Origin of the sequence: Xanthomonas hortorum, assembly GCF_024339125.1 — a bacterium.
GTDB classification, from domain to species: domain Bacteria; phylum Pseudomonadota; class Gammaproteobacteria; order Xanthomonadales; family Xanthomonadaceae; genus Xanthomonas; species Xanthomonas hortorum.
On the sequence record NZ_CP101417.1, the window covers coordinates 2,557,580 to 2,571,599 of the forward strand.

Genomic DNA, 14,020 nt, shown 5'->3' on the forward strand with positions numbered 1-14,020 from the left:
TGGGCGAAGGCTTATCATGTGGGGATGACACACCTACATGACGTTCTGATCGTTGGCGGCGGCCTGGTCGGCTCCAGCCTGGCGATCGCGCTGGACCGCATCGGCCTGGATGTCGGGCTGGTGGAAGCCACCCCGGCCGGCACTCCGCCAGCGGTGTTCGACCAACGTAACCTCAGTTTTGCCGCCGCCACCGTCAACGCGCTCGGCGTACTTGGGGTGATGGCCAAGCTGCGCAGCCCGCCGGGGCCGATCCGGCGCATCCATGTCAGCCGCGCCGGCGACTTTGGCCGGGTGCAGCTGGACGCCGCCGACTACGGGCGCGACAGCTTCGGCCAAGTGGTGGTGGCGCGCGACTTCGGTGACGCCTTGCAGGCACGCCTGGACGAATTGACCCATCTACGCCGTTATCGCCCGGCGCGTTGCATCGGGGTCGAACCGGTGCAGGACGGCCTGCGCGCACTGCGCCTGTCCACCGATGAAGGCGAGCAGCTTGTGCGGGCCAGGCTGGTGGTCGGCGCCGATGGCCGCGACAGCGCAGTGCGCGAGCTGCTGCATATCGGCAGCGACGCGCACGACTTTTTCCAGACCCTGTTCGTGGCGCGGGTGCGTGCCTCTCGACCACCGGATGGCACCGCGTGGGAACGCTTCGGCGAGCACGGGCCAACCGCATTACTGCCGCGCGGCGACCGACATTACGGTGCTATTCATTGCGTGGCGCGTGCCGACGCCGAGGCGGTGGCTGCGCTCGACGAGGCAGGCTGGCTGGCCCGCCTGCAGCGCGCAGCCGGCTGGCGCGCCGGGCGTTTTGTCGCCAGCGGCGAGCGCAGCGCGTATCCGTTGGTGCAGGTGCTGGCGACCAACCTGGTGGCCGAGCGCGTGGTGCTGATCGGCAATGCGGCGCAGACGCTGCACCCGATCGGCGCACAAGGCTTCAACCTCGGCTTGCGCGATGCGCTGACGCTGGCCGAATTGATCGAACACGATCGCAGCGATGCCGGTGCCGGCGCGCTGTTGAACGAGTATCTGGCGCGTCGGCGCGTGGACCGCGAACAGACCATCGGGTTTTCCAGCGGATTGGCACGACTCACCGGCAATCCGGCGCCGTTGCTGCAGCTGTTGCGCAGTCTCGGGCTGCTGGCCACCTCGCAGGCGGCACCGCTGCAATCGATGCTGGTCGGCGGGGCAATGGGCTTCCGTGGCGATGTGCCGCAGTTGTGCCGGGGGATCGCATGAGCCGCCGTGGCATGCGCGATGCGTTGATCGTCGGCGGTGGCGTGGTCGGTGCCGCCTGCGCGCTGGCCCTGGCCGATGCGGGCTTGAGCGTCGTTCTAGTCGAAGGCCGTGAGCCTGCGCGGTGGCGCGCAGAGCAACCCGATCTGCGCGTGTACGCCTTTGCCGCTGACAATGCCGCTCTGCTGGAGAGCCTGGGCGTGTGGAAGGCCGTGCGCGCCGCACGTGTGCAGCCGTACCGGCGCATGCGGGTCTGGGACGCAGGCGGTGGCGGCGAATTGAGCTTCGATGCCGACACGCTGGGCCGCGAACAACTTGGCTGGATCGTCGAACACGCGTTGCTGGTCGATCGCCTGTGGGCCGCCGTGCATGCCGCAGGCATCGCAGTGCATTGCCCGGCGCGCGTGACCGAGCTGGAGCAGGACGCAAGCAGCGTGCGCCTGCGCCTGGATGACGGCAGCCGGCTGGAGGCGGCGATTGCGATTGCTGCCGATGGCGCGGCATCCACGTTGCGCGAGTTGACCGGCCTGCCGGTGGCGCGGCATGCCTATGCACAGCGAGGCGTGGTGGCGTTCGTGGAGACCGATGAGCCGCATCACTCCACCGCCTGGCAGCGCTTTTTGCCCACCGGCCCGCTGGCATTTCTGCCGTTCGCCGATGGCCGCAGTTCGATCGTGTGGACCTTGCCGGATGCCGAAGCCGAGCGCGTGTTGGCACTCGACGATGCCGACTTCTCGCGCGAGTTGACCCAGGCCTTTGCCGCGCGACTGGGCGACGTGCGGGTGGTGTCTGCGCGCGCGGCATTTCCGCTGCAGCGGCAGTTGGTGGAGCAATACGTCAGCGGCCGCGTGCTGACCTTGGGCGACGCCGCACACGTGGTGCATCCGCTGGCCGGGCAGGGCGTCAACCTGGGCCTGCGCGATGTGGCGGCGTTGCGCGATGAGGTGCGCAACGCGCTTGCAAAGCGCGCCGACTGGGCCGCCCCACATCGCCTGCAGCGCTGGGCACGCACGCGGCGCAGCGAAAACACCGTTGCCGCGTACGGCTTCGACGCGATCAACACGGTGTTCTCCAACGACGAGATGCATCTGACCTTGCTGCGTGGCGCGGTGCTGGGGGCGGCGGGCAAGCTCCCGCCGTTGGTGGACCTGCTGTGGAAGCGCGCGTCCGGCAACGCGTGAGCGCACCGCGCTGACGGTCTGCTGGCCGCTATGTTCCGGCGTTAATAGCGAAGGCCGCAGTTTCCATACGACGGACGCGCCCGGGCTGGCTACAGTCGGGCCATGACCTCCGCCGTTTCCGTACGACTCACCCCGCCGCTGCTCCTGCTGAGCGGGCTGCTGTGTGACGCCAGTATCTGGGACGCGCAACGTGCGGCGCTGGCGGACATCGCCGAGGTGCGCGTGCTCGATTTCCCGGGTATCGACAGCGTGCAGCAGATGGCTGCACAGGCATTGGCCGCGGCGCCTGACCAGTTTGCGCTGGCCGGTCATTCGATGGGTGGCCGGGTGGCGCTGGAGATCGTGCGGCAGGCGCCGGAGCGCGTGCAGCGCCTGGCGCTGCTGGACACCGGCGTGCATCCGGCGCACGCGCAGGAGCATGCGCAGCGTGGTGCGCTCGTGGAGCTGGCGCGCCGCGACGGCATGCAGGCGCTGGCCCGCCAGTGGTTGCCGCCGATGCTGCACCCCGACCGCCACGACGACGCCGAACTGATGCAGGCACTGGTCGCCATGGTCATGCGGCAGACCCCGCAGAGCTATGCCGCCCAGGTGACCGCGCTACTGCATCGGCCCGATGCCGCGCCCGTGCTGGCGCAGGTGCATTGCCCGACGCTGCTTGGCGTTGGCCGGCAGGACAGTTGGAGTCCGCTGGAACGTCATCAGGACATGGCGCGGCAGATCCCGCACGCGCAGTTAGTGGTGTTCGAGCACAGCGGGCATATGACGCCGGTGGAAGCGCCTGCTGCCGTCAGTGCCGCGCTGCGCAATTGGCTGTCTGCATGACCACCGTCTCCCCGTGCGGCGTCACATCCATCGGCTCGCGAATGCACGTTCGCTGACGTCAGCGTCACCGCCACTTTTTTCTTGTATCACCCATTGCCAGTGAGGCCACCGCGTGTCCCCAGACGCTTCGATCATCGTTGCTTGCGAACAACTGATCCGCCGGTTCGCCTTGCACAACGATCGCCATGAACATGACGCACTGGCTGCGTTGTTCACCGCAGATGGCGTCTTTGCAAGGCCTAGCGCACCAGACGCGCCCGTGCATGGGCGCGAGGCGATCCGCGAGGCATTCCGTGCACGGGCGCCGCGCAGTACCTGTCATCTCATGCTCAATACCCTGGTCAGCGTGCACTCAGACGCATTGGCCCATGCACACAGCTACGTGGTGCTGTACAGCGCACCACAGGCCACCGCGCCGCCGCCGTGGACCGCACAGGCGCCGGCATTGATTGGCACGTTCGACGATGTGCTGGTGCGCCAGGACGACCACTGGCTGTTCAAACAACGCCTCGGCGCATTGCTGGTGCGCGTGGAAGCGCACTAGATACCCACCACCGCTGTTCAACGGTGCCCCGGCGAACCCGGGTGGCATCGCACCACTGCTCCTCCCCCCCCCGTCGCGTTGCCTCAATCGCCCATCCTTATCGGAGAATCGCCTAGTGGAACGCGCACGCTTGTCTGTTGGTCGTCGTCCTTCATCGTCCCGGTCGCGCCGCCAGCATGCGGGCAGGCTGGCCCTCTTGCTTGGCACGCTGGCACCGGCGGTCGTCCTCGCGCAGGCAGCGCCCGACACAGTGGCCATGCCGCAGGGCATCAACCTGGGCGGCACCAGTTTCATGGATGGCTTCGGCTCCACCACGCCGGGCTGGACGGTGCTGGAATACCTGCGTTACTACGACTTGAACACGATCAAGAATGCGCGCGGGGATAACTCGCCTGCGTTTCGCGACCCGCAGGTCGGGGTCAGCGCCTTACTGACCCAGTTGATCTACGTGACCCCGTATTCGCTGGGGCGCGGTTCGCTGAGTTTCAACACCATCATCCCGCTGGTGAACTACGACACCTCGTTCGCAGCCGACAGCCCGGTGCGATTGAGCAGCAATGGGTTTGGCATGGGCGATATTTCGTTCGGTCCGGCGCTGCAGATGCCGCCGGTCATGCGGGACGGGCGTGTGTTCTTCTTTCAGCGCTTTGCGCTGGATCTGTTCGCACCGGTCGGCAAGTTCGATCGCGATACTGCCATCAACCAGGGCACCGGCTTTTGGTCGATCGCACCGCACTGGGCATTCACGGTGCAGCCCACCGATAACTGGGAAATCAGTGCGCGCATCAACTATCTCTACAATTTCCGCACCGACCGTGCCGGTGGCGTACCGCCGATCCCGGGCTTTCGGTTTCGCAATGGCCAGGCCGGCGACGCGGTCTGGGTCAACTTTGCCAGCTCGGTGAAAGTGAGCGAGCAACTGCGCGTGGGTGTGAACGGCTATTTCCTGCAGCAGCTCAAAGACAACCGGACCAATGGCGCGCGCGTGGCGGACAGCAAGCGCATGCAGCTGTATCTGGGGCCCGGGCTGTCATGGCGCGTGGATGCAAAGAACCTGTTCAACCTCAACCTTTACATCCCGCTGGACGTGGAAAATTCGGTCGCCGGTAACAGCGTGAACCTGATGTACGTGCATTCGTTGTAGTGCGGCCCAATGGCGTGCATGCGGGCGCAAAGTCGGCATGCACGTGACGTGGAGCGCGGGAGTGACGTGAGTCGCACTGCGCGCTTGCGCAACGCAAGGTAGCAGACGCGCGTGAGTGTTGACGTCGGCTGGCTTCGCGGTTTGGCCGCGCTGAAAACGCAACCAAGCCGCAGAGTTACATCCCCATGCTGTGCCGCTGCGTGTTGGCATGCTCGCGGAACAACAGTTCGGCGCGCGCGCCGTCGCGTTGCTCGATGGCGGTGACAATCGCGCCATGTTGGCGGTGGCCGTAGAACAGATCGTCGTAGGCCAGCGTCGGCGAGCGTTGCCCGAACACCACGTTGGTGGGGCTGACAAACGGTACCAGCGTGCAACGGTCCACCGTCTCAATCAGGATCGGTTTGTCGGCCGCCATCACGATCATGCGGTGGAACCGCGCGTTCATGTCGCCGTAGGCCAGCTCGTCGCTGGCATCCAGGGTGCGCTTGGCCAGGATGCGGTCACCCTCGTCCAGGCAGGCATGCAGGGCGGCGAGCAGGTCGGCAGAGGCGCCTTGTTCGGCCACGGCGCGTGCGGCCATACCTTCCATCAACGCCCGGACCGCCAGCGCGTCCAGGCTCTCCTGCTGGCTGAAACGCCGCACCGCATAACCGCGGTTGCCCGTCTGTACCAGCAGGCCCTCCTGGCACAGCGCCGGCAGTGCCTGCCGGATGGGGGTGCGGGAAATGGCCAAGCGCTCGGCCAAGGCCGCTTCGGTGATGCGTTCGCCCGGGGCAAAGGTGCCGCACAGGATCAATTCGCGTAGTTGCTGGACCGCTTGCAATCGGTGGTTGTTCGCCATTGGCTCCATTCTCTCGCGCCGTACCGCAGCGCACGTTCCTTCGAGCGGGGAAACTTGCAATTACTTGTATAAAAACCTTGCGGATGAGAACGCTTGATGGCAATTTGGATCCCAAGGATACCGTTTTGGCGGTCCGGAGTCGTTGGCCTTCCTTCTTTGGGATCCATTGCGTCGCTGATCCCGACTCAACCAATGACGCGCGTTTGGCCCCAAAAGCGGCCGGCCAGCGTCGCAGGAGTGCAACATGGCAAGCATCATCGGCGGCATCGGAACCTCGCACGTTCCCACCATCGGGGTGGCCTACGACAAGGGCAAGCAGCAGGATCCGCACTGGAAGCCGCTGTTCGACGGTTACACACCGGTGGCCGCCTGGTTGGCCGAACAACAGGCCGACGTGCTGGTGTTTTTCTACAACGACCATTGCACGACCTTCTTCTTCGACCTGTACCCGACCTTCGCACTGGGCATCGGCGAGCGCTTTCCGGTCGCCGACGAAGGTGCGGGGCTGCGCAATCTGCCGCCGATCCGCGGCGATGTGCAGCTGCAGGCGCATATCGCCGAATGCCTGGTCAACGACGAATTCGACCTGACCGTGTTCCAGGACAAGCCCATCGACCACGGCTGCGCGGCGCCATTGCCGCTGCTGTGGCCGCACGTGCCGGACTGGCCGGGCACGGTGGTGCCGATCGCCATCAACGTGCTGCAGTACCCGCTGCCGACCGCGCGCCGCTGCTACCGCCTGGGCCAGGCCATGCGCCGCGCGATCGAATCCTATCCGGAAGATCTCAAGGTGGTGGTGGTGGGCACCGGCGGGCTCTCGCACCAGATCCATGGCGAACGCACCGGCTTCAACAACACCGAGTGGGACATGGAGTTTCTGGATCGCTTCCAGCATGCGCCGGAAACGCTGACCGAGTTGACCCACACCGATTACGTGCGCCTGGGCGGTGCCGAGAGCGTGGAGCAGATCATGTGGCTGGCGATGCGTGGTGCTCTGGACGGGCCGATCCGCAAGCTGCATCAGAACTACTACCTGATGACCACCACTGCGATGACCGTGGTGCTGTACGAGCCTGGCGAAGAAGCCGCCGGCGCGCTGCGCTCGGCAGAGTTGCTCGCACACACCGCGAATGCGGCATGAGGACCTGACGATGAATCCGCAAGTACAGGGCATGGAGCAGATCGGCGGCACCTATGTGTTCGATCTGCGCACCAGCAACCGCGCGCTGCGCATCAATCGTTTCTTTTGGCACATGATCCGCGCCCCTTGGCGCGATCGTTTTTTGCAGGATGCCGAAATGCTGATGCAGGAAGCCGAGCTCACCGAGCAGGAAAAAGCGCTGATCCGTGCGCGCGACTGGCTCGGCCTGGTGCAGTATGGCGCCAATTTTTTTGTGATCGAGAAATTTGCACGCGTGGTGCGCATGACCAATCTGCAGGTTTACGCCATCATGCGCGGCGAATCTTTCGAAGACTTCATGCAGACGCGGCGTGTGCCCGATGCACGCTGATCTGCACGCGTCGGCCCTGTGCCGCAGCGCGGCTTCACCCGACTTCCCAAACGTAAGGTCCTCCCCATGACCATGTCCTCTGTGTTCTTCGAACACCGCATCAAGGTCCGGCATCTACGTGTCATCGAGGCGCTGGACCGGCAAAAAAGCCTGTTGCGCGCCTCACGCGTATTGAACGTCACCCAGCCCGCATTGACGCGTGCCCTGCAGGAGATCGAAGAGATCGTCGGCGCGCCGTTGTTCGAGCGCCATTCGCGCGGCGTGCGCCCCAATGCGATGGGCGAGGTGCTGGTACAGACCGCGCATGTCGTTCTTGGCCAGCTACGGCGTGCGCAAGATACCTTCGAGGGTCTGCTGCAGGACGATGCGCTCACCATCACGGTGGGCGCATTGCCGGTGGCGGCAAGCGGATTGTTGCCGGCCGTGCTGGCCGCGTTGTACCGCGCCGAGCCAACGTTGCGGGTGCGCCTGCTGCACGGGCGTACCGACGAGTTGCTGCCCAAGCTGGCCGGCAACGAGATCGACCTGGTCGTGGGCCGGCTGTATCCGCTGGCCCGTTACGATGCGCTGATCCGCAAGGTGCTGTACCAGGATCCGATCGCCTTGGTCGCACGCAGCGATCACCCCTTGTTTGCCAACGGCCCGGTGCGCATTGCCGAAGCCGCGGCCTACCGGCAGGTGCTGCCGACGTTGAGCCAGCATGTGGAGCGCGACGTGGCCCAGGTGATGCGCGAACACGGCCTGGCCACGCGCGATCAGTTGCGTTCCAGTTCGGCCAGTTTCACCCGCGAGATTTTGCTCGGTACCGACAGCATTGCGGTGATGCCGAGCATGATGGTGGCAGGCGATATCGCACGTGGCGAGCTGCGCGCGTTCCAGTTGCAGCAGCCCTCGCAGGCGCGGGCGGGCGGGGTGATCTATCGCGATGGCGCAGCGATCCATAAACCCGGCGTGCGCTTGCTGATGCGCGAGCTGGAGCACCAGTTGGGGGTGATGGCCGAGCAGGGTGCGGTGTGGGTGGATGAGCAGATCGGCGAAGACGACATGCTGTTGGACGCGTCTGCGTAATCGACTGAAAGTGCCGTGGTAAGGGCTTGATGCGTGCTGTCCATCACTGCGCTGTGGGTCTGATGCAAGCGAGCAACGGGTAGCCCAGGCCGCCCGTTTTGTTGTGCGCGGCCAGGTCGTGTGCGGCCAAGTCGTCCGCATCCGGCCGCTGAATTGATGGCTTGAAGATGGTTGGGCGCAGCACGCGCCCAACGCATGTCACGCCTCATTCGCCAACGCCTCTTTCAAACGCCCCTTCTGCAATTTGCCGGTCGCGGTGCGTGGCAGCGTCTCGACGACGCGCAGGTGTTTGGGCACCTTGTACTTGGCCAGGCGTTCGACCAGATAGGCGCGGATCTGGTCCAGATCCGGTGCCTCATCGGTGGGCACGATTGCCAGATAACCGACTTCGCCCCACTGCTGGTCGGCGATGCCCACCACCGCGCATTCGCGCACTTGCGGATGCTCGGCGAGCACGGCTTCGATTTCTGCCGGATAGACGTTCTCGCCGCCGGAAATGAACATGTCTTTCTTGCGGTCGACGACCCAGAAAAAACCATCTGCATCGCGCTGTACGATGTCGCCGCTGCGGAACCAGCCGTGCTCATCGAGCGCTTCGGCGCTTGCCTGCGGGTCGCGCCAATAGCCGGGGCTGAGATTGGGCCCGCGCAACAACAGCTCGCCGGGGACCCCGGCCGGGCAGTCGTTGCCATCGCCATCGACCACGCGCGTTTGCACCGCCGGTGTCGAAATGCCGACCGCGCCGAGCTTGTTGCGGATCACCGCGCAGTCCACCGACATGCCGAATACCGTGCCGGCCTCGCTCATGCCGAAACCGCACACCATCGGGATGCCGTCGTCCAACCAGCCGAGCAGATCCTCGCTGGCATGTGGCGCGCCGCCGCTGACCAGCGCGGTCAGGTGACGCAGCGAGGCCGCATCGAAACCGGGCTGGCTGCGGAAGGCCTGCATCATCTGCGGCACGCCGACGTAATGGGTGATTCCCAGCGATTGATCGCTCAGCCAGCCCAGGGTACGTTTTGGTTCGAAGCCGCTGGACACCTGGATCGAGCCGCCGACGGCCAATACCGGGCGCACATTGGTGACCAGACCGATGATATGGAACATCGGCGCCTCGCACAGAAAGCTGCTGGTCGCATCCACGCGGGTGGTGACGCCGAAGTTGTGCGCCACCTGCTGCAGATTCTGCTCGCTCAGCATCACGCCTTTGGGCTGGCCCGAGGTGCCGGAGGTGAACAGGATCAGGCTGACGCGATCGGGCGGAATAGGCGCGGTGTCGGCGGGTTCGTGTGCGTTGGCCTCTTCGATAAAGTCGATCAGTGGCACGACATCGGCGCGCCCGGCGGCCACGTCATCGCCTAAAAACAGATGCGGCTCTGCACGTAGTAACAAGGCATCCAACTCGCCCGCACTCAATCGCCAGTTGAGCGGCACATAGATCGCGCCGACCCGCCCGCAGGCGAAATGCAGCGCCACCTGCCAGACCGAATTGCGTGCCAGCACCGCCACGCGTTCGCCATCCACACAACCGCGCGCTTGCAGCAACGCGGCGAAGCGGCCGATCAACGCATCGAGCTCGGCGTAGGTCCATTGCGCGCCGAGCAACAGGTCGCGTGCGGCGAGCGTGTGTGGCGCAAGGCGGGCGTGAAAAGCGATCGAGTCGGTCGGCATGGTCATGGCGCGGTCTTCCGGAGTGCGGAGTTGGGGAGTGACTGGCGTGAGTGCGACTGCTGAGAGCTGAAGGTTGAACGTGGCTGACAGAGGTGGCCAACAGAACGTAGCGAGCGTTTATGTAGCGGACGCGTCGCTGTGTCGATGGACGCTCTAACTGAGATAAATGGTCCTGGTTTCAAGAAATGCGTGCAGGCCTTCGATACCGCCTTCGCGGCCGATACCGGAATTCTTGAACCCACCGAATGGCATCTCGATATCCACCCACATGCCATTGATGCAATGGCTGCCGCTGCGCACACGGCGTGCGATGCGATACGCGCGCTCGGGATCTTCGCTGTAGACCGTGCCGTGCAGACCGAAGTCGCTGGCATTGACCTTGGCGATCAGGTCGGCGTCGTCGTGATAATCGATAAAGCTGACCACCGGGCCGAAGATCTCTTCGCGAGCGATGGTCATGTCCGGTGTCACCTCGGCAAATACTGTTGGCTCGATAAAGAAACCGCGCGGCAAGTGGGTCGGACGACCGCCACCCATGACCAGGCGCGCACCCTCGGCGCTGCCTTGCGCGATGTAGGACTGCACGCGCTCGAGCTGGCGGCCAAGCGCCAACGGGCCCATGCCGGTATCGGCAGCGAACGGGTCGCCGAGCTTGAGCGCACTCAATGCCGCGCAATAGGCTTGCAGGATCTCTTCGCGCCGCTGCGCCGGCACCAGCACGCGGGTGAGCGCGAAGCACACCTGGCCGGTGATCGGCATGGAGTAGGGCACCAGGCTGGGCAGCACCTTGGCCAGATCGGCATCGTCGAGCACGATCGCTGCGGATTTGCCGCCCAGTTCCAGCCCGACCCGCGCTAACCGCTGCGCACAGGCAACGCCGATCGCTCGGCCCGCCTGGGTGGAACCGGTAAAGCTCACCTTGTCCACCTGCGGATGACCGATCAGTTGTTCGCCGACCTCGCGACCGGCCGGCAACAGATTGAACACGCCATCGGGGACACCGGCGGCGCTGATGCATTCGGCCAGGATGTAGGCATCGATCGGCGTTTCCGGGGAGGGCTTGGCCACCACGGTGCAACCGGCGGCCAATGCGGCGGCGACCTTGTAGCAGAGCAGCACCAATGGGGCGTTCCATGGCGTGATCGCTGCGACCACGCCGACCGGCTCCTGCACGACGTGCACGCGGCCACCGTTGGCGCGTGTACGCGGCTCCACGAACGGATGGGTGGCGATCAGGTCGCCGTAGTAATCGAACAGGCCGGGCGCTTGCTGCGAGGCGCGGCGGCTGAAGCCGATGGTGGCGCCGACCTGGCCGGTCCAGGCCTCGGCCAGTTCCGGCATGCGTGCACGCAGGTGTTCGGCAATGCGCTTGAGCACCACGCCACGTTCGGGCGGCGACAGTTGCGGCCAGGGGCCGGTGTCGAACGCGGCACGCGCAGCAGCGACTGCCGCATCGGTATCGGCAGAGGAGGGTTCGGTGTAACGCAGCAGGCGCTCTTCGGTGTGCGGCGCGATCACATCGACATGGCGATCGCCGGTGCTGGCGCGCCACTGACCATCGATGAACAGACCCAACGGCCCACGCGCGGCGATCCCGCGCAGGGTTGCGGACAAGGCTTCCATACTGCCTCCTCGGTGCGAAAAACCACTGGCAGCGCCAGCGATGCGTGTGCTGCACGCATCGCGTCAGACGCCGTAGGCGTTACTCAGGCGCTGTTTTTAGTGAGGTCGTATTCGCCCAGGCCGGGCTTGTAGCTCTTCTCGTCGATGAACTGACGGATGCCTTCCTTGCGGGCGTTGTTGTCGAACGAATTGGCCGCTTCCTGCATGCGCACCAGATAATCTTCGGCTTCGTCGTAGGTCATGGTGCCGACGCGGCGCACTGCATCTTTTGCGTATTTCAGTGCGACCGGGTTTTTCTTGAGCAGCAACTCGGCCACTTCGCGGGTGCGCGTTTCCAACCGTTCCAGTGGCACGCTTTCGTTGACCAGGCGCCATTCGGCAGCTTTCTTGCCGTCCACCATTTCGCCGGTCAGCGTCATCCACATCGCATCGCGCATGGACAACAGTTCCACCGCGACCTTGGTGACGCCGCCGCCGGGCAGGATGCCCCAGTTGATTTCCGACAGGCCAAACTGCGCTTCATCGGCGGCAATCGCCAGATCGCAGGCGAACAACGGGCCAAAGCCACCACCGAAACACCAACCGTTGACCATGGCGATGGTCGGCTTCTGGTACCAGCGCAGGCGGCGAAACCAGCCGTAGGATTCGCGCTGCGAGCGGCGTACGCCACGCAGGCCCTGGGCTTCGGTTTCGCGGAAATACTCTTTCAGATCCATGCCGGCCGACCAGGCGGTGCCTTCGCCACCGAGCACCAGTACGCCGACGTTGTCGTCGAATTCCAGCTCGTCCAGCACATCCATCATGCGGCGATTGAGCGCCGGGCTCATCGCATTGCGCTTGTCGGGGCGTGCAAACTTCACCCAGGCAATGCGGTTTTCGATGCGGACCGATACCACGTCATGCTCGTTCAAGCGGCGTCTCCTTGGAGTCGTAATGGTGCGGGGATCAGAGTTCTTCGGTCAGCGCGGTGTCTGCCACGCCGGCCCGTTCCAGTGCGGCGCTGGCGTTTAATTTGCACAGCAGGCGCAGCAGTGTTTGTCGCTCGGAGGCCTGCAGATCGCTGCAGGTGCGCTCGACCGCGCGGGCCAGGCAGGCCTGCGCCATGGCAAGCGTGCGTTCGCCCGATGGCGTGAGGTACAGGCCCTTGCTGCGCCGATCGCGACCGGCCAGGCGTTCGATCAGGCCTTGCTCGGCCAGGAGGTTGGCGATCTTCATGCCGGCGGCGCGATTGACCAGCAGGCGGTTACCGAGTTCGGTCTGGTCGCAGCCGGGCTGGTCGCGGATATGGATCAACGCGGTGACGCGCGCCGGGGTGAGCTGCAGCTCGGCCAGCTCCTGGCGCGCGGCATGGCTGGACGCCAATGCGGCCAGTTGCAGTTGGTAGCCAAGGTCAGCGGCAAGTGCCAGGCGAGCGGTCATCGATCCATCCAAATTGTATCCGTTAAATACAATCTAGCCGACCAAAGCGGGCGCTGCAAGAGGCAGATGCGACGACAAACGAAGCGCGGTGCGCGATGGCGTAGCGGCGGTGTGTTGGCTCGTGTGAGCGACTGATCTGCAGGCTGGCTGCAGGGTCCTTGCCCGCCCACCGTCGCGGGACACGCCGCAAGTACGTCCGTGTAGGCTCTTACGCGGCATCCATGCCGCGTAAGGTCCCGCGACGGTGGGCGGGCAAGGACCAGTGGAGGTGGTCGGTGAGCTTGGTTGCGAGCAGTGTGCGTTTTGCGGCCGTTCGATGAGGTGCGGTCTGATCGGTCCTTTTCGATCCGAAGAGTGTCACTTCCATTTTTGACATCACACCAGTTGTCAACGAAGGCGCGTGTGGCAAACACTTGCCGCTATCGCTACGGCGTTTGGCAGGTTTTGTTGGTCGCTCTTGGTTACTGGATCAACCAGCCGGCGAGCTGTTCGCGGGTCAGGTGGCCGCTATGGCGCGTGTCTAGCGCATCGAATTCGTCGGCCAGCGCGGGGTTGGCCTGCGCTTCGGCGCGGCTGATGCGGCCGTCGCCATCGGTATCCATCGCCTGAAAGTCGATGCGGTAGCTGCCGACCACGCTGCTGGGTTGGATCGAACGCACGATCACGCTGGATTCGCCGCGTGGGCGCTCCAACTGAGTCTGGTGGGTGACGTCGCCGCTGGACAGCGACTGGGTGCGAATGACGTTGGGAACGTCGACCAGCGGTATGCTGCTGGCGGGTGCGGGCGTCTGTTGCGCGAAAGCGTTGCTGCCCAAAAGCAGCAAGATGGTCGTTACGGTGATGCGGGTGGTGATGGTCATCAGATCCCCCTGATGTGGAACAGCCCGCAAGTCTAGAACGTGTGGCGTCCCTTGCGAGGATCTGCGTTGGTGATGAGCCATGATGCATGGCGTGTCGCCACGGTGA

14 protein-coding genes are annotated in these 14,020 nt (G+C 64.9%); 8 read left to right on the plus strand and 6 right to left on the minus strand.

What is annotated here, in order from left to right:
• Window positions 1–24: 24 nt before the first annotated feature.
• From ubiH to NMB96_RS10815, 5 genes are all read left to right on the plus strand, one after another.
• Window positions 25–1,233: a 2-octaprenyl-6-methoxyphenyl hydroxylase gene (gene ubiH, locus NMB96_RS10795; RefSeq protein WP_255086863.1), complete on the plus strand. Its 1,209-nt coding sequence runs from the start codon at window positions 25–27 to the stop codon at window positions 1,231–1,233.
• Window positions 1,230–2,411 (plus strand): UbiH/UbiF family hydroxylase, encoded by a 1,182-nt coding sequence (locus NMB96_RS10800; RefSeq protein WP_255086864.1) that lies wholly within the window; start codon window positions 1,230–1,232, stop codon window positions 2,409–2,411. The genes ubiH and NMB96_RS10800 overlap by 4 nt, the downstream gene beginning before the upstream one ends.
• 102 nt (window positions 2,412–2,513) lie before the next feature.
• Window positions 2,514–3,233, plus strand: coding sequence for an alpha/beta fold hydrolase (locus tag NMB96_RS10805; protein ID WP_023902945.1), 720 nt, complete (start codon window positions 2,514–2,516; stop codon window positions 3,231–3,233).
• Window positions 3,234–3,345: 112 nt separating this feature from the next.
• Window positions 3,346–3,777 (plus strand): nuclear transport factor 2 family protein, encoded by a 432-nt coding sequence (locus NMB96_RS10810; protein WP_023902946.1) that lies wholly within the window; start codon window positions 3,346–3,348, stop codon window positions 3,775–3,777.
• Between the two features lie 115 nt (window positions 3,778–3,892).
• The gene (locus tag NMB96_RS10815; protein ID WP_023902947.1) at window positions 3,893–4,921 is read left to right on the plus strand and encodes a SphA family protein; all 1,029 of its coding nucleotides are present in this window, start codon (window positions 3,893–3,895) and stop codon (window positions 4,919–4,921) included.
• A gap of 175 nt (window positions 4,922–5,096) precedes the next feature.
• Here the strand turns inward: NMB96_RS10815 and NMB96_RS10820 are convergent, their stop codons facing one another.
• A complete protein-coding gene (locus NMB96_RS10820) occupies window positions 5,097–5,771 on the minus strand; it encodes a GntR family transcriptional regulator (protein WP_023902948.1) in 675 nt (224 codons plus the stop codon).
• A gap of 235 nt (window positions 5,772–6,006) precedes the next feature.
• Between NMB96_RS10820 and NMB96_RS10825 the strand changes: the two genes are divergently transcribed.
• From NMB96_RS10825 to NMB96_RS10835, 3 genes are all read left to right on the plus strand, one after another.
• Entirely contained in the window at window positions 6,007–6,903 is an 897-nt protein-coding gene (locus NMB96_RS10825) for a gallate dioxygenase (protein ID WP_255086867.1), read from the plus strand.
• A gap of 10 nt (window positions 6,904–6,913) precedes the next feature.
• Window positions 6,914–7,273, plus strand: coding sequence for a protocatechuate 3,4-dioxygenase (locus NMB96_RS10830; protein WP_255086868.1), 360 nt, complete (start codon window positions 6,914–6,916; stop codon window positions 7,271–7,273).
• A 66-nt stretch (window positions 7,274–7,339) separates the two neighbouring features.
• Window positions 7,340–8,341 (plus strand): LysR substrate-binding domain-containing protein, encoded by a 1,002-nt coding sequence (locus tag NMB96_RS10835; RefSeq protein WP_043888995.1) that lies wholly within the window; start codon window positions 7,340–7,342, stop codon window positions 8,339–8,341.
• A 198-nt stretch (window positions 8,342–8,539) separates the two neighbouring features.
• Here the strand turns inward: NMB96_RS10835 and NMB96_RS10840 are convergent, their stop codons facing one another.
• The 5 genes from NMB96_RS10840 to NMB96_RS10860 form a co-directional block, all read right to left on the minus strand.
• Window positions 8,540–10,018, minus strand: coding sequence for an AMP-binding protein (locus tag NMB96_RS10840; protein WP_255086869.1), 1,479 nt, complete (start codon window positions 10,016–10,018; stop codon window positions 8,540–8,542).
• Window positions 10,019–10,165: 147 nt separating this feature from the next.
• The gene (locus tag NMB96_RS10845; RefSeq protein WP_255086870.1) at window positions 10,166–11,635 is read right to left on the minus strand and encodes an aldehyde dehydrogenase; all 1,470 of its coding nucleotides are present in this window, start codon (window positions 11,633–11,635) and stop codon (window positions 10,166–10,168) included.
• A gap of 83 nt (window positions 11,636–11,718) precedes the next feature.
• Entirely contained in the window at window positions 11,719–12,546 is an 828-nt protein-coding gene (locus NMB96_RS10850) for a p-hydroxycinnamoyl CoA hydratase/lyase (protein WP_006449020.1), read from the minus strand.
• 34 nt (window positions 12,547–12,580) lie between these two features.
• Complete coding sequence (locus tag NMB96_RS10855; RefSeq protein WP_006449019.1) at window positions 12,581–13,054, minus strand: MarR family winged helix-turn-helix transcriptional regulator; 474 nt, start codon at window positions 13,052–13,054, stop codon at window positions 12,581–12,583.
• A gap of 461 nt (window positions 13,055–13,515) precedes the next feature.
• The gene (locus NMB96_RS10860) at window positions 13,516–13,914 is read right to left on the minus strand and encodes an EF-hand domain-containing protein (RefSeq protein ID WP_183086867.1); all 399 of its coding nucleotides are present in this window, start codon (window positions 13,912–13,914) and stop codon (window positions 13,516–13,518) included.
• Between the last annotated feature and the right edge of the window lie 106 nt (window positions 13,915–14,020).